We start from the raw sequence: 16,447 nt of genomic DNA, 5'->3' as shown, positions 1-16,447 counted from the left end.
CCCGGAGTGCTTCATGGAAGAAATCGAACAGCGCTGGCTTTATGCCCTGTCGGCGCCGATGGCCGCGCTCAACGGCGCGAGCTACACCTCGCCGTACTATTACGACGAAGAAAGCAAGATCAACCTGGGCGAGTCGTGGAACGTCGACTCCCGCCAACAGTTGCTGGATATCGTCATGCGCATGGCCGACAACGGCCACGCTACCGACCTCAATACCGCCTACTGGCGCTATCAGCGGGCACTGCCCGGCGAGTGGCAGACGCTGCTGGAGCAGTTGAGCCTGCGCGAGCGCATCCTCCACGATTACGCCGCGCGCACCTTCCTCGATTGCGGCTTCGGCGGCACCCGATCCTGGGACCTGGGCCGCATGGGCTTCCTGCTGCGCTGCGGGCTGCGCAACGAATGGATCAGCTTCGATGAAAGCCTCTGGCTGCAAGGGCGCCTGGCCGCCCGGGCACGGCATTACTACGGCAGCTGGTCGTCCTACGTCTCGGGTTATGTGATCGGCCGCGGCCTGTGGGCCTGCTCCGACCTACCCGACGAGCAATTCAGCCGACAACTGGAGCGCCAGGGTTCCGAGCACTGGAACCAGCACATCGTTGCCAGCCTGAGCAACGACCCCGACTCGCCGCTGGTCGACCTGCCCTGGCACCTGGAGCTGAACCTGCCGGAGCAACCCGCCTCCCTCGACTTGGGTAACTGGTCATGAGCTGCTGGATCCGCCTTGGCATCGAACCGACCAAGGATCAGAACACCATTCGCGGCGCCTACCGCGCACGCCTGCCGGAACATCACCCGGAGACCGATCCGGAAGGTTTCCAGGCCCTGCGCGAAGCCTATGAAAGCGCCCTGCGCCACGCCCGCGAGGAGCCACAAACGCCTCGCGAAGAGCCCGCAGCCGCGCCGGGCATCCTCGACGAATTCCGCGCCTTGCTCGAAGACAGCACCCGGCGCTACGACCCGCCGGCCTGGCAGGCCTTCGTCCGCCAACTGGATCAATTGCCGCTGGAAACCCTCGAGGACGTCAGTTGGTCGCTGCTGCAAGGTGTGCGCAGCTGCGGAATGATTTCCCGCGAGTGCGTGCGCATCCTCGCCAAGCGCCTGGCCTGGTCGCAGCAGTTGCTGCGCCTGGACTTCGAGGCCGCACGGGAGATCGAAGGCTTCCTTGATCATCTGGAGCAACCCGACCCCTTCCCCACCGGCCTGATGGGCCAGTGGTCAGCGATCGCCCAGCAGGAAACCCTGTGGTACCTCAACTCCCTCGAGTACCTGTTCCACCAGCGTCCGCTGTTCGAATACGCCAGCTTCGCCAACCTGCATACCTGCCTGCCGTTGCCGGCGGATGATGCGCTGATCCAGCGCCTGATGGTGCAGTTCGCCATCGCTGAAGTACCCAGCCCGAGCCTGTATGAGCGCTGCGCCGGGCAGCAGGCTGCCGATCCGGAGAATATCGATCTGCTGTTCCTCCTGGCGCAGCACGCGACCATCCTGGAACGGATTCCCGAGGCGCTCAGCAGTTGGGCAATGCTGCATTGGCAGTTCCACCATCCACAGGCTCCCCGCCGGCTGATCGAGCTGTGCCATGGGCAGCAACCGCAGTTCGTGCCACTGTTGATCCAGGCCTTCGATCGTCAGCAGGACGTCGATGCCTGGCCGCAAGGCCTGGAGGAACAGGGCCAGCTGTTCGGCAGCTTCGCCCAGTCGCCGGAGACGCTGTCGCGCTGGTACATCGCCAGGCGCACGGAACCGGACGGTTTAGCCGCCGCGTTCGTCAATTGGCGCCTCGACGACGAGTGCGAAACAAACTTGCTGGCCTTGCTGCTCGACGACCACCCGCAACCCGCGCTGCAACGCCTTTACCGTTATGCCTGGGGCCTGTCCCGAGGTAACGAGAGGCTGCTGCGGGAAATCAGCGAAGCACCCGTCAGCACCGACCTGTACGAGGAACTGGTGCTCAGGGAATTCCGCCGCCAGGCCGCACAACGCCTGCGCTGGCTGGCCGAGGCGCCGGTGCCCCTGGCCTTGGGCGGCTATCTCGCCAGCGAGGAACGCTATCCGGACTTTCCGCGCCCGCTCGGCAAGGAATTCGGCCCCCTCGCCTGCCGCAACTGGCTGCGACACATGCGCGCCTTCGACCAGCGCGCGCTGTACCGGGTCTTCGAGCAGTTCGCCCCGCGGCAGATGTATCCCCGCCCTTTCGCCCTGGACCACCAAGCACGGCTGGCCAAGCGTGGCCTGGAACTGCCGCCGGAAGACGACATGGCGCCAGCCTGGACCTGGCATGCACAGGGCCTGTTCATCCTCGCCCTGCTGGAAAAACCCGAACGCTGGCTGGGCCTGATCAGCCCGTCGATGCTGCGCAACCTCGACTACCCGGCCGGGCATCCGTTTGCCGCAACCCGCGATCTGCTCGGGCAATGGCTGGCGTCAGGGACGCCGGTCGAAGCGCTGCTGAGCCAGCTCGACCACGCCAACCCGGTCCAGGCACTGCTCGCCGATGAACTCTGCACGCTCGACAGCGTGATGGCCGGCGAACACCTGCCGCGCCCGGCGCTGCTGATCAAGACCTTCGCCAATGACCGTGAAGCCTTCGCCGGCGACCGCTACAGCATGACCCTGTTCCTCGGCGCCCTGTTCCTCGACCCGGAGCTCAGCGATGAGGATCGTGGCTACCTGCTCGAACAGATGAAGAGCGTGGCCGACGACGACCCGTGGTGCGAGAAATTCCGCCAGTACCTGCCCAAGCGCAAGATCCAGCGGCCAGCGCGCAAGGTCCTGGAGCGCCAGGGCATCGACAGCGATGCCTTCTACCTGGCCCTGGATGCCCTGGAGAAAATGGCCGCCGTGGACAGTGCCTGGCCGGCGTCCCGCGCCTTGGCGACCTTGCAGATGAGCAAGGATGACCCGGCCAACGGCAACGGCCTGCGCCTGGCGCTGACGGCGGTGCTGGCGCTGGCCGAGCGCCTGATGGCGCTCAAGACCCCGGTTGCCGCTGTCGCGCCCTGGCAGTTCTGGCGTATCGACCGGCGCCTGGGCCGGCGCAGCTATGGCCTGATGATGGGGCTCTGCGCCGGACTGCTGGCGAGCATTGCTTGGATGCCCAGCGAGCTGCATGTGCTTGCCGCGCTGTTCTTCATCGGCGCCGGGCTGGGCACCTGGGTACGCCGCCTGCGGGACCGCGAACAGCCACTGTGGCTGTGGATTGCCATGGTGATCTTCCCGGTGCTGATCCCGCTGTACATGCTGGCGTTGCTGGTGCTGCCCAGCGATGTCCTGCCCAACCGCTTCGGGCGGCCGGGCGACGGACAGGCAGCGCCGACCGGTGGTCTGCAAGCGCTGCTGCGCCAGTTGAAACCTAAGCGCCGAGCTCGTCCAGCAAGCGTGTTAGAGCCTGGCGACGGCTGGTGATCTCTTCGCCGCGCTGGCTGGCGAGTACCGCATTGAACTCGTCCAGCCAGGCGCCGATACGCTCGCGCTCCTCGCCCAGGCTGTGCATCCAGGCCCGCTCAAGACGGGCCGTGAGGGCGCGGTTGGGCAAGGTGTCGCGGGGGTGGATCTTCAATGCGGCGAGGCGCGCGCGGCTGTTGGCCCGGGCCTGCTCGTCGAGCCCGGTGGGGCTGCGGTCGATACTGTGGCTGTGGCGCTCGCCGGTTTCCAGCAACGTCACGTCCACTTCCAGCAAGCCGTTGATGTCATAGCTGAAGCGCACGTCGAGGTCCTGCTGGCGCCCGACCTGGGGCAACTGCACCTCGAAGGCATCGATGAAGATGTTGTCGCGCACCCACGGACGCTCACCCTGGTACACCTCGATGCGGATCACCTTCTGCTCGGGGTGGGTGCTGTAGAAGCGCTGTACCTTTGAGGTGGGGATCACCGTATTGCGCTCGATGATCGGCGAGAAGGCGCCGCGCACATCCTCGCCACGGGTGGTCGAGATACCCAGGGTATAGGGGCACACGTCGGTCAGGATCAGCTCCTCGATGGCCGCGTCCCGCGCCTTGCAGGCTGCCTGGCTGGCAGCGCCGAGGGCGACGATGGTATCCGGGTCGAGGTGCCGGTACGGCAGGCGCCCGAATAACGTGGCAACCATCTGCTGCACCGCCGGCATGCGCGTGGCACCACCGACCAGCACCAGGCTGTCGAGGTCCCGCGGGCTCAGGCGGGCATCACGCAAGGCCTGCTCGATCGGTGCGCGCAGGCGCGCCAGCAGTGGTTCCCAGATCGACTGGGCACGGCTTTCGTCCAGTCGCCATTCGCGCAGCTCGCCCGCGCCTTTCCAGCTCAGTGACTGCGGGCCTTGGGCCAGGCGGCACTTGAGCTGTTCAAGGGCATCGCACAGGGTGGCCAGGGCCTGGGGCTCGATCTTCGCGATATCGAGCTGCCAGTCCTTCAGGCAGGCCTGCAGCAAGGCGGCAGTGAAATCTTCGCCACCGAGGAAGTTGTCGCCGGTGGAGGCATGCACCTCGATCAGCGGCAGGGAATACTCCAGCACGGTGACGTCAAAGGTGCCGCCGCCCAGGTCGAAGATCAGCGTGCGTTCGAACTTCTGCTCGTGCAGGCCGTAGGCCATGGCCGCGGCGGTCGGTTCGTTGATCAGGCGCTGCACCTTGAGGCCCGCCAGCTCGGCGGCGAAAACCGTGCGTTTGCGCTGCTCATCGCTGAAATAGGCCGGAACGGAGATGACGGCCTCGTTGACCGGGACGCCGAGGAAGGCTTCGGCGTCCTGTTTCAGCGCGCCCAGCACCAGGGCCGAGAGCTCTTCCGGGCTGAACGACTGGCCGCCCAGCTCGAAGCGCTTGTCGCTGCCCATGAAACGCTTGAACGCTGCGGCGCTGCGCTCGGGGTGGGTAGTCAGGCGCGAACGGGCGGCGCGGCCGACCAGGATGCTGCCGTCTTCGTCGACACTGACCGCCGACGGGGTCAGCACCTCGCCGAGGGCGTTGGGAATGAGTTGGGCACGACCTTCCTGCCAGACGGCAATCAGGCTGTTGGTGGTACCGAGGTCAATGCCCAGCAACGGGGCGGAGGAAATACTGGCGTCCTGCATGGTCGATCTCTTGCTCAGAAAAGGTGCTGGCAAGTGACACCAGCGCGCTGGTTTGATTCTGGACGAACGACGGAAACAAAAAAAGCGACCCTAAGGTCGCTTTTTTTGTAACTTCCGGGTGTTCAGTGGGCCCTGGAAGTTGAATATGGCGCAGCGGACGGGACTCGAACCCGCGACCCCCGGCGTGACAGGCCGGTATTCTAACCGACTGAACTACCGCTGCGCGTAACACTGAGAAGTGGTGGGTGATGACGGGATCGAACCGCCGACCCTCTGCTTGTAAGGCAGATGCTCTCCCGGCTGAGCTAATCACCCATCGTCTCGGTGTGGCGCGCATTCTACGGAGCACCCCAAGGTCTGTAAAGCACTTTTTGAAAAAAAATTTTCAGGCGTTCCAACGACTTAGCGGACTTGGCCTGGAAGCGTCCGCCGGAGAATAATGCCCCCCTTATATAGAGAGGAGAGATCCGCCCCATGTGGTTCAAAAACCTGCTGAGCTACCGCCTGACCCAGGACATTCCGTTCGATGCCGAAGCACTGGAAACCGCACTGGCCAGCAAGCCCGCCCGCCCGTGCGCCAGCCAGGAGTTGACCACCTATGGCTTCGTCGCTCCGTTCGGCAAAGGCGAGGACGCTCCCCTGGTGCATGTCAGCGGTGACTTCCTGCTGATCGCCGCGCGCAAGGAAGAGCGCATCCTGCCAGGCAGCGTCGTGCGCGACGCGGTCAAGGAGAAGGTCGAGGAGATCGAGGCCGAGCAGATGCGCAAGGTCTACAAAAAGGAACGCGACCAGATCAAGGACGAGATCGTCCAGGCCTTCCTGCCCCGGGCCTTCATTCGCCGGGCAATGATCTTCGCCGCCATCGCGCCGAAGCTCGGCCTGATCCTGGTCAACTCGGCCAGCGCCAAGCGTGCCGAAGACCTGCTCTCGACCCTGCGTGAAGTGATGGGTTCGCTGCCGGTGCGTCCGGTGACCGTGAAGATTGCACCAAGCGCGACCATGACCGACTGGGTGAAGAACCAGCAGGCTGCCCCGGACTTCCACGTGCTGGACGAATGCGAACTGCGCGACACCCACGAAGACGGTGGCATCGTGCGCTGCAAGCGCCAGGACCTGACCAGCGAAGAAATCCAGATGCACCTGGGCACCGGCAAGCAGGTCACCCAACTGGCCCTGGCCTGGCAGGACAAGCTGTCGTTCGTGCTCGACGACAAGACGGTGATCAAGCGCCTGAAGTTCGAGGAACTGCTGCAGGACCAGGCCGAGGAAGACGGCGGCGAGGAAGCGCTGGGCCAGCTGGATGCCAGCTTCACCCTGATGATGCTGACCTTCACCGAATTCCTCCCGGCGCTGTTCGAGGCGCTGGGTGGGGAAGAGATTCCGCAGGGGATCTGACGGCCTTGCGCCACTCCCGAGGACACTGAATAAACCTGTGGGAGCTGGCTTGCCAGCGATTGCGATGGTGAATTCACTGCCGCTATCGCTGGCAAGCCAGCTCCCACAGGATTAGATGTGATCCTTGGATATTTGCTCCAGGCACCAGAACGGTGCACCATAGCGCGCACAGCGAGGACGGCCTCGCGACGCAACGCGTGAACGCCCGGGGACGGCCCCATCACACTGATGGAGTATCGAACATGTCCTGGATCATCCTGTTTTGCGCCGGCCTTTTCGAAGTCGGCTGGGCCGTCGGCCTGAAATACACCGACGGCTTTACCCGCCCTCTCCCCACCGTCCTGACCATCGCCGCCATGGCCATCAGCCTGGGCCTGCTCGGCCTGGCCATGAAGGAACTGCCGCTGGGCACCGCCTATGCCATCTGGACCGGCGTCGGTGCCGTCGGCACGGTGATCGCCGGGGTCATCCTGTTCGGCGAATCCATGGCCCTGGTGCGCCTGGCCAGCGTGGCGCTGATCATCGCCGGCCTGATCGGCCTCAAGGTCAGCGCCAGCTAGCGAACCTCTCCGCGCAGCGCCCCGACCCTTTCACGCAACAGCGCCGGCTGCGCTTCCTCACTGGGAATCGCATCGCCGGCCACTAGGGTCACCCGCGACCAGAAACGGCGGAAAAAGCCCTTGGCCGGATCGCGACTGAAGAAACTGCCCCACAAGCCCTGCAACGCCAGTGGAATCACCGGCACCGGGGTGCGTTCGAGGATCAGCCTGACCCCGCCCTTGAATTCGTCGATCTCGCCATCCCCGGTCAGCTTGCCTTCCGGGAAGATGCAGACCAGCTCGCCTTCCTCCAGATACGCGGCAATCCGCTCGAAGGCCTGGTCGAAGGTGGCGCGGTCCTCGTTGCGCCCGGCAATCGGGATGGCCCCGGCGGTGCGGAAGATGAAGTTGAGCACCGGCAGGTTGTAGATCTTGTAGTACATGACGAAACGCATCGGCCGTCGCACGGCCCCGGCGATCAGCAGCGCATCGACGAAGGACACGTGGTTGCACACCAGCAGCGCCGCGCCCTCGTCGGGGATGCGCTCCAGGTCGCGGTGCTTGACCCGGTACATGGAATGGCTCAACAGCCAGATCATGAAGCGCATGCTGAATTCGGGGACGATCTTGAAGATGTAGGCGTTCACCGCGATGTTCAGCAACGACACCACCAGGAACAGCTGGGGAATCTCCAGCCCGGCGACGCCCAGCAAGAGCATGGTGAAGATGGCCGAAACCACCATGAACAGCGCATTGAGGATGTTGTTCGCAGCGATCACCCGGGCGCGCTGGTCCTCGGCGGTGCGCGCCTGGATCAGGGCATACAGCGGCACGATATAGAAGCCGCCGAATACCCCGAGACCGACGATCGACAGCAGGATCCACCAGGCGTTGCTCATCTCCAGCAGCGCCAGCCAGTCATATGGCGCGGCGGCTGCCGGGATGTCCCCGGAGTGCCACCACCAGAGCAGGCCGAACAGGGTCAGGCCGAAGGAGCCGAACGGCACCAAACCGATCTCCACCTTGCGTCCGCTCAGGCGTTCGCAGAGCAGCGAGCCGAGGGCGATGCCCACCGAGAACAGGGTCAGGATCAGGGTGACCACGGTTTCATCGCCATGCATCCACAGCTTGGCGTACTCCGGGATCTGGGTCAGGTAGATCGCCCCGACGAACCAGAACCACGAGTTGCCGACGATCGAGCGCGATACCGCCGGGGTCTGGCCCAGGCCCAGGCGCAGGGTCGCGGCAGTTTGCGAGAAGATGTTCCATTGCAGCTTGAGCTGCGGCGACGCGGCGGCGGCGCGTGGAATGAAGCGGCTGGCGAGATAGCCGAGCGCGGCGGTAAGAACGATGCCGCAGGCCACCACCGGGGCATATTCCGAGGTGGACATCATCACCCCGGCGGCGATGGTACCGGCGAGGATCGCCAGGAAGGTGCCCATTTCCACCAGGCCGTTGCCGCCGACCAGCTCTTCTTCGCGCAAGGCCTGGGGCAGGATCGAATACTTGACCGGGCCGAACAGCGCCGAGTGGGTACCCATGGCGAACAGCGCCAGGAGCAGCAGCCACAGCTGGTTGAAGATAAAGCCCACGGCGCCGATGGCCATGATCACCACCTCGGCCAGCTTGATGGTGCGGATCAGCGCGTCCTTGGCAAACTTTTCGCCGAACTGTCCGGCCAGGGCCGAGAACAGGAAGAACGGCAGGATGAACAGCAAGGCGCAGAGGTTGACCAGCATCGAGCCATCGCCGCCCAGGCTCAACTTGTAGAGGATCGCCAGGATCAGCGACTGCTTGTACAGGTTGTCGTTGAAGGCACCCAGCGACTGGGTAATGAAGAAAGGCAAGAAGCGGCGCTTCTTCAGCAAGGCGAACTGCGAGGTGTGGCTCATCGTCCATGTACCTGTTCGGGGCGTTGGTTATTTGAGGCGCCGAAATCGGGAAAAGCCACACTTTGCCGGATAAGCCTTCCCTGCGGCCAGCCCCGGGGGCCTCATCGCTGGCAAGCCAGCTCCCACAGGGATCGCATGCACCGCGAACCTTGTGGGAGCTGGCTTGCCAGCGATGGGGCCCTCAAGCCTGTTTGATGCAGGGAGAAAAAAACAGCTCCCCCCGCCAGGCCCCGCACAAGGTTCGCCAACCCACCAGAGCCCACAACCCCACCAGCGCCACCACCAGCAGCGCGCCCATGCCCTTGAAGAACCCCAATTCCAGCCACGCCCCGAGCCTCAGGGTCGCCAGCGCATACACCCCCAGCGGAAAGGTGAAGCCCCACCAGCCCAAATTGAACGGCATGCCCTGATGCACATGCTTGAGGGTGATCAGCACGGCCGTGAGCAACCACCAGAACCCGCACCCCCACAGCACCATCCCGGCGATCAGCCCCAGCCCGCGCGCGGTTTCGCCGAAGCCGGCCAGCCCGTTGGCGGCGAAGATCGCTGGCGCATCGCCACCGAGCAGCAACATGCCCAGCGCTCCGGTGCCGATCGGCCCCAGCGCCAGCCAGCTCGACGCGGCCATGTGCGCCGGCGGCAGCTTATGCAGGACCATGCGCAGGATCAGGATGGTCAGGATGCTGAACGCTACCGGCAACGACACCGCCCACAACACATAGCTGGTGACCAGCACCTGCAACTGCCGCGCACTGTCCACAAGGTGCGGAGCAAGCAAGCCGCCGCTGGCCGCCGCCACTTCCGCGGCCACCACCGGCAGCAGCCAGACGGCGGTCATCTGGTCGATGCTGTGCTCCTGGCGGGTGAACATCAGGAAAGGTATCGCCACGCCGCAGAGCAGGGCCATGCCTACGTCTACCCACCACAGCGCCTCTACCCACGGCAGGATGCCCTGGCCAAACCGCGCCAGGCCGAATACCAGCGCGCCGTTGAGCACGGTCGCCAACCCCATGGGTATGGTGCCGAAGAACATCGAGACCGTGGAATGACTGAAGATGCGTCGCGCCTCATGGAAGAACATCAGCCAGCGCGCGCTGTATAGAACGCTGAACAGGGCGAACAAGCCCAGCGCCAGCCACCACAGCGCCTCGGCTACCGGGTGCAGCCGAGGGAACGCCTGGGGCAAGGCCAGCGCCAGCACGCCGGTGCCCATGACCACGGCGAACCAGTTGGGGGTGAATTGACGAATCACTTCCCGGGGATGGGTCAGTCGATTGAAGGGGCGCAAGGGATGGGCGGCGGTCTGGCAAGGCATGATGTCGGGTCTCCTGTCCTCTGAAGAGGTGAAAACACCTTACAAGTAAAAGATATATCCATATAACGGTTATTTTCTCTATCTGTTATCGATTTAGCAGATAACAAAACTGCCCGATGCTGCCGCGAACCGCCTGAAACGGCCTTTCCCTGCGACGTCCTGCCACCGCGACTTTCGTCGGCGCTGACGAAGTGCAGGCGGCATGCCAGACTGATTGACCGAGGTGGTTTTTGGTTCGGAGTCTCCATGTCGTTGTCCAGCGGGCTGATCGCGGTGGTCGCCCTGGCCTATATGGCCGTCATGTTCGCCATTGCCTTCTACGGCGACCGTCGCGGCACGCCGCTGCCACCGCGCCTGCGTGCCTGGGTCTATAGCCTGTCGCTGGCGGTGTATTGCACCAGCTGGACGTTCTTCGGCGCGGTCGGCCAGGCTGCGGAACAGCTCTGGGCGTTTCTCCCGATCTACCTCGGCCCGGTGCTGCTGCTGATCTTTGCGCCCTGGGTGCTACAGAAGATGGTGCTGATCAGCAAGCAGGAGAACATCACCTCCATCGCCGACTTCATCGCCGCGCGCTATGGCAAGTCCCAGACCCTGGCCGTGGTGGTGGCGCTGATCTGCCTGGTCGGCGTGCTGCCTTACATCGCCCTGCAGCTCAAGGGCATCGTCCTTGGCGTCAACCTGCTGATCGGCGCCAATGCCGACGCCACCGGTAGCCGGGTGCAGGACACGGCGCTGGTGGTCTCCCTGGTCCTGGCCCTGTTTTCCATCGTCTTCGGCACCCGCAGCCTGGACGTGACCGAGCACCATCGCGGCATGGTCCTGGCGATCGCCTTCGAGGCCATCGTCAAACTGCTGGCCTTCCTCGCCGTCGGTGCCTTCGTGGTGTTCAACCTGTACGACGGCTTCGACGACCTGTTCAGCCAGGCCCGCGCCGCCCCGGCCCTGGACAACTATTGGCAGGAAACCATCAACTGGCCGTCGATGATCGTCCAGACCGGCGTGGCGATGATGGCGATCATCTGCCTGCCCCGGCAGTTCCAGGTCACGGTGGTGGAAAACATCGAGCCCCAGGACATGCGCCTGGCGCGCTGGGTCTTTCCCCTGTACCTGGTCCTGGCGGCGCTGTTCGTGGTGCCCATCGCCCTGGCCGGGCAGATGCTGCTGCCGGGCACGGTGATTTCCGATTCCTTCGTCATCAGCCTGCCCCTGGCCGAGGCCCATCCGAGCCTGGCCCTGCTGGCTTTCATCGGCGGCGCTTCGGCGGCTACCGGCATGGTCATCGTCGAGGCGGTGGCGCTTTCGACCATGGTTTCCAACGACATGCTGCTGCCCTGGCTGCTGCGGCGCAACAACGCCGAGCGGCCGTTCGAGGCGTTCCGCAGCTGGATGTTGACGGTGCGCCGGGTGACCATCGTGGTCATTCTCCTGCTGGCCTATGTCAGCTATCGCCTGCTCGGCTCCACGGCGAGCCTGGCGACCATCGGCCAGATCGCCTTCGCAGCGGTGACCCAACTGACCCCGGCGATGCTCGGTGCCCTGTACTGGAAACAGGCCAACCGCCGCGGCGTATTCGCCGGCCTGGCGACCGGCACCTTCCTCTGGTTCTACACCCTGGTCCTGCCGATCGCCGCCCATAGTCTCGGCTGGCCGCTGGAGGTGTTCCCGGGCCTGGCCTGGCTGCACGGCAACCCGCTGGGCCTGCCGATCACCCCGCTGACCCAGGGCGTGGTGCTGTCCCTGGCGGGCAACTTCATCATCTTTGCCTGGGTCTCGATCTTCTCGCGCACCCGGGTCACCGAGCACTGGCAGGCCGGGCGCTTCATTGGCCAGCAGAGCAGCTCGCGGCCGAGCAACCGCTCGCTGCTGGCGGTGCAGATCGACGACCTGCTGCACCTGGCCGCGCGTTTCGTTGGCGAAGAACGGGCACGGCAGAGCTTCATCCGCTTCGCCTATCGCCAGGGCAAGGGCTTCAACCCCAACCAGAACGCCGACGGTGAATGGATCGAACACACCGAGCGCCTGCTCGCCGGGGTACTGGGGACGTCATCGACCCGCGCGGTGGTCAAGGCGGCCATCGAAGGCCGCGACATGCAGCTCGAAGACGTGGTGCGCATCGCCGACGAAGCCTCGGAGGTGCTGCAATTCAACCGCGCCCTGCTGCAAGGCGCCATCGAGAACATCAGCCAGGGCATCAGCGTGGTCGACCAGTCGCTGCGCCTGGTGGCGTGGAACCGCCGTTACCTGGAACTGTTCAACTACCCCGACGGCCTGATCAGCGTCGGCCGGCCGATCGCCGATATCATTCGCTACAACGCCGAACGCGGCCTGTGCGGGCCGGGCGAGGCCCAGGTGCATGTGGCGCGGCGCCTGCATTGGATGCGCCAAGGGCGTGCGCATACCTCGGAACGCCTGTTCCCCAACGGGAGGGTCATCGAACTGATCGGCAACCCGATGCCCGGCGGCGGCTTCGTCATGAGCTTCACCGACATCACTCCGTTCCGCGAAGCCGAGCAATTGCTCAAGGACTCCAACGAAAGCCTCGAACAGCGGGTCGCCGAACGTACGCGCGAGCTGTCGCAACTGAACCTGGCGCTGACCGAGGCGAAAAGCCATGCCGAGGCAGCGAACAAGTCCAAAACGCGCTTCCTGGCGGCCGTCAGCCATGACCTGATGCAGCCGCTCAACGCTGCGCGACTGTTCTCCGCCGCCCTCTCCCACCAGGCCGAAGGCTTGTCGGAGGAAGCCCAGCAACTGGTCCGGCATATGGACAGCTCGCTGCGCTCGGCGGAAGAGCTGATCAGCGACCTGCTGGATATCTCGCGCCTGGAGAACGGCAAAATCACCCCGGACGCCAAGCCATTCGCCCTCAATGAGTTGTTCGACACCCTCGGCGCCGAGTTCAAGGTACTGGCGCAGGAACAGGGCCTGGACTTCCGCGTGCGTGGCAGCAAGCTGCGGGTGCACAGCGACATGAAGCTGCTGCGACGCATTTTGCAGAACTTCCTGACCAATGCCTTCCGCTACGGCAAAAGCCCGATCCTGCTGGGCGTGCGTCGCAGCCAGGGGCATCTGTGGCTGGAAGTCTGGGACCGTGGCCCGGGCATCGCCGACGACAAGCTGCAAGTGATCTTCGAGGAGTTCAAACGCCTGGACAGTCACCAGACCCGCGCCGAGAAAGGCCTGGGCCTGGGCCTGGCGATCGCCGACGGCCTGTGCAAGGTGCTCGGCCACCCGCTGGAAGTACGCTCATGGACCGGCAAGGGCAGCGTCTTCAGGGTCAGTGTGCCGCTGGCCACGGCCCGGGCGCCGGAACCTGCGAAATCGCCGGAACAGGCCGGACAACCGCTGGCGGGCCTGCAAGTGCTGTGCGTGGACAACGAAGACAGCATCCTGATCGGCATGAACAGCCTGCTCAGTCGCTGGGGTTGCCAGGTGTCCACCGCGCGCAACCGCGAGGAGTGCGCGGCGCTGCTGGACAAAGGCCTGCGCCCGCACCTGGCGCTGGTGGACTACCACCTCGACGATGGCGAAATCGGTACCGAGCTGATGGCCTGGCTACGCACCCGCCTCGGCGAGCCGGTGCCGGGGGTGGTGATCAGCGCCGACGGACATGGCGAGACCATGGCCAAGGTGCACGCGGCCGGCCTCGACTTCCTCAGCAAACCGGTGAAGCCAGCAGCCCTGCGCGCGTTGCTCAATCGCCATCTGAGCCTGGTGCAATAAGCGCATCGTTGGCCGGGTCGGCCTCCCCGGCCATGGCCCGCTCCAGCAACTCGCCGGGCAGGCTCTTGCTGGCCCGGGCGCCGAGCAGCTTGAGCTGCTCGCTGCGGCTGACCAGGTTGCCGCGTCCCTCGCAGAGCTTGTTGCGCGCGGCCGCATAAGCCTTGTCCACCTGCTGCAGGCGGCTGCCCAACTCGTCCAGGTCCTGGATGAACAGCACGAACTTGTCGTACAGCCAGCCTGCCCGCTCGGCGATTTCCCGGGCGTTCTGGCTCTGCCGTTCCTGCTTCCACAGGCTGTCGATGACCCGCAGGGTGGCCAGCAGGGTGGTCGGGCTGACGATGACGATCTGCCGGTCGAACGCCTCCTGGAACAGGCCCGGCTCGGCCTGCAGGGCAGCCGAAAATGCCGCTTCGATGGGGACGAAGAGCAGAACGAAGTCCAGGCTGGTCAGGCCGTCGAGGCGGTTGTAGTCCTTGCTCGACAGGCCTTTCACATGGCTGCGCAGCGAATGCACATGCTGCTTGAGGGCGGCCTGGGCCACGTCGTCCTCACTGGCACCGATGAATTGCTGGTAGGCGGTCAGGCTGACCTTGGAATCCACCACCACCTGCTTGTCGCCCGGCAGCATGATCAGCACGTCGGGCTGGTAGCGCTCGCCGTCGGCACTCTTGAGGCTGACCTGGGTCTGGTACTCGCGGCCCTTCTCCAGGCCGGCATGTTCAAGGACCTTTTCCAGGATCAGTTCGCCCCAGTTGCCCTGGGTCTTCTGGCCCTTGAGGGCCTGGGTCAGGTTGGTCGCTTCGTCGCTCAGGCGCAGGTTGAGTTGCTGCAGGCGCTCCAGTTCCTTGCCCAGGGAGAAACGCTCGCGGGCTTCCTGCTGGTAGCTTTCCTCAACGCGTTTTTCGAAAGCCTGGATGCGCTCCTTGAGCGGATCGAGCAACTGGCCGAGATGCTGCTGGCTGGTCTGGGCGAAGCGCTGCTCGCGCTCATCGAAGATCTTCGTCGCCATCTCGGCGAACTGGGCACGCAGTTCATCGCGCGAAGCCTGCAGGTCGGCGAGGCGCTGCTGATGGCTGTCCTGCTGCTCGCGCAATTCCGCTTCGAGGCCGGCGCAACGGGCGTCGAGGCGGCGCAGTTCGGCTTCGCGCGCACTGCGCTCCAGGTTCCAGGCGTGGGCGGCATCGCGGGCGTTGTCGCGCTCGATCTGCAACAGATCGATTTCGCGGGCCTGGGCCGCCAGGCTGGCCTGCTTGGCGCTGTTGGCCTGGCTGAGGTCGCTGATCTCGTCGCGGCAGGCGTCCAGTTGCGCCTGCAACCCCTCCTGGGCCAGCAAGGCGCCGCCCAGGCGCTCTTCCTGCAAGCTCATCTGCGCCTGGCGCTCGCTGTGCCGACGCTGCCAGCGCACCAGCACCACGGCTGCGGGAACCGCCGCCAGCAACATACCCAGCATCAGGCTGGTCAGATCCAGTGCAACCATCGACAGCATGTTCACCCCTCGGAAAAAATCCCGCTGAGCTTAACAGTCATCAGGTCGGTCCGGCTCTTCAGTCGCGCGGCAATCGCCGAAGTTCCAGCTGCGCACTGTGATCGCCGGCACGAGCAGCCTGGCGCAGCAGCTCGTGCCCGATACGACGATCGCGGGCGTTGCCGCATTCGCGGCACAGCATGCGCCCCAAACGGCTCTGCGCCTCGACCACCCCTTCGCGCGCCGGCTGCTTGAGCAAACGCCCAGCGAAATGCTTGACCTGCGGCTTGGCGCCGAGGCGGGGACTGTCGAGCAGCCACAGGGCAACCTTCAGCGACAGCCGTCGGGGTTCGGCAAGGGGAGAAGCGGAGGGATTTGATTCAGTGGATCGACCGCGAAACTTCATAAAAACAGGCAGGACATTTCTTGGGGCGCGCACTCTACCCGATTTTTCCGACGATCGCTCATGCGATTTTTTAAGTTCCTTAAGAAATTTCTGATGTTTTTTCTTGACCTTTCCGACGCTATTTTTCATCCAACAAGACCTCATCAGAGAATTGTCCGACACGCCTCGCCTTGCTGGCACGCCCGTCCTAGAGCAAGCGCCCGGGACAATCCACAGAAGCTGTGGATAACTCAGTGGACAACCGCCTCGTACACCCCGCAAACCCCGATAGAATGGGGCCTGCGCTCAAACTGACGATTTTTTCACCAGCTAAAAAAAGTGTTTTTTTTCATTGACTTGTCGGATCCGACCGGTCAATGGGGCACCCATGCAGGGGCATGACCCGGTGGTGACAAGGGGCGCCCCAAGTGTGTACAAGCGCCCCAAAGCGAAGCGATCGAGCGCACCATCACGGTCATTCGCAGCGCCACACTGGGCTTCCCAGCGCCGCATAAAATCGAGATAATGCCCGGCTAGCCGGACGAAAGATGAAAACCACTTGCCAGCGAGAGCGGAAGCCGGTATCTTCGCCGCCGTTAGTACCAAGCTGAAAGTCAATTCTGGCCAAAGCGGTCCTTGCAGCATCGCTCCTCCATCTCAAAGGAATGGGCCATCCTGCTGAAACC

9 protein-coding genes, 2 tRNA genes and 1 pseudogene are annotated in these 16,447 nt (G+C 64.4%); 5 read left to right on the top strand and 7 right to left on the bottom strand.

Features of this window, described 5'->3' with window-relative positions:
* Nucleotides 1-13 precede the first annotated feature (13 nt).
* Both CSV86_RS03065 and CSV86_RS03060 read left to right on the top strand, forming a co-directional pair.
* Complete coding sequence (locus CSV86_RS03065; RefSeq protein WP_009407438.1) at nt 14-709, top strand: DUF1266 domain-containing protein; 696 nt, start codon at nt 14-16, stop codon at nt 707-709.
* Nucleotides 706-3,408: a DUF805 domain-containing protein gene (locus CSV86_RS03060; protein WP_009407437.1), complete on the top strand. Its 2,703-nt coding sequence runs from the start codon at nt 706-708 to the stop codon at nt 3,406-3,408. The genes CSV86_RS03065 and CSV86_RS03060 overlap by 4 nt, the downstream gene beginning before the upstream one ends.
* On the opposite strand, the gene CSV86_RS03055 is transcribed toward CSV86_RS03060, so the two are convergent.
* The 3 genes from CSV86_RS03055 to CSV86_RS03045 form a co-directional block, all read right to left on the bottom strand.
* Nucleotides 3,356-5,047, bottom strand: a complete 1,692-nt coding sequence (locus CSV86_RS03055) for a molecular chaperone HscC (RefSeq protein ID WP_009407436.1) — start codon at nt 5,045-5,047, stop codon at nt 3,356-3,358. The two genes, CSV86_RS03060 and CSV86_RS03055, sit on opposite strands and share 53 nt — an antisense overlap.
* A 146-nt stretch (nt 5,048-5,193) precedes the next feature.
* A tRNA-Asp gene (locus tag CSV86_RS03050) sits at nt 5,194-5,270 on the bottom strand.
* Between the two features lie 16 nt (nt 5,271-5,286).
* A tRNA-Val gene (locus tag CSV86_RS03045) sits at nt 5,287-5,362 on the bottom strand.
* 159 nt (nt 5,363-5,521) lie between these two features.
* On the opposite strand from CSV86_RS03045, the gene rdgC reads away from it, so the two are divergent.
* Together rdgC and sugE are read left to right on the top strand one after the other, a co-directional pair.
* A complete protein-coding gene (gene rdgC, locus CSV86_RS03040; protein WP_009407434.1) occupies nt 5,522-6,442 on the top strand; it encodes a recombination-associated protein RdgC in 921 nt (306 codons plus the stop codon).
* Nucleotides 6,443-6,684: 242 nt separating this feature from the next.
* Nucleotides 6,685-7,002: a quaternary ammonium compound efflux SMR transporter SugE gene (gene sugE, locus CSV86_RS03035; RefSeq protein WP_009407432.1), complete on the top strand. Its 318-nt coding sequence runs from the start codon at nt 6,685-6,687 to the stop codon at nt 7,000-7,002.
* On the opposite strand, the gene CSV86_RS03030 is transcribed toward sugE, so the two are convergent.
* Nucleotides 6,999-8,873 carry an MFS transporter gene (locus CSV86_RS03030; RefSeq protein WP_009407430.1) on the bottom strand — a complete coding sequence of 625 codons (1,875 nt, stop codon included), beginning with the start codon at nt 8,871-8,873 and terminating at the stop codon, nt 6,999-7,001. The genes sugE and CSV86_RS03030 overlap by 4 nt on opposite strands.
* Before the next feature lie 181 nt (nt 8,874-9,054).
* Nucleotides 9,055-10,188 carry a TDT family transporter gene (locus CSV86_RS03025; protein ID WP_009407428.1) on the bottom strand — a complete coding sequence of 378 codons (1,134 nt, stop codon included), beginning with the start codon at nt 10,186-10,188 and terminating at the stop codon, nt 9,055-9,057.
* A 246-nt stretch (nt 10,189-10,434) separates the two neighbouring features.
* Between CSV86_RS03025 and CSV86_RS03020 the strand changes: the two genes are divergently transcribed.
* A complete protein-coding gene (locus CSV86_RS03020; protein WP_009407427.1) occupies nt 10,435-13,911 on the top strand; it encodes a PAS domain-containing hybrid sensor histidine kinase/response regulator in 3,477 nt (1,158 codons plus the stop codon).
* On the opposite strand, the gene CSV86_RS03015 is transcribed toward CSV86_RS03020, so the two are convergent.
* The gene (locus tag CSV86_RS03015) at nt 13,883-15,277 is read right to left on the bottom strand and encodes a DNA recombination protein RmuC (protein WP_376699744.1); all 1,395 of its coding nucleotides are present in this window, start codon (nt 15,275-15,277) and stop codon (nt 13,883-13,885) included. The genes CSV86_RS03020 and CSV86_RS03015 overlap by 29 nt on opposite strands.
* Nucleotides 15,278-15,467: 190 nt before the next feature.
* A pseudogene (locus CSV86_RS03010) lies at nt 15,468-15,782 on the bottom strand (sel1 repeat family protein); the annotation flags it as partial.
* Between the last annotated feature and the right edge of the window lie 665 nt (nt 15,783-16,447).

The organism is Pseudomonas bharatica CSV86 (assembly GCF_000319305.2).
GTDB classification, from domain to species: Bacteria; Pseudomonadota; Gammaproteobacteria; order Pseudomonadales; family Pseudomonadaceae; genus Aquipseudomonas; species Aquipseudomonas bharatica.
This window is presented reverse-complemented; position numbering and strand designations above follow the sequence as displayed.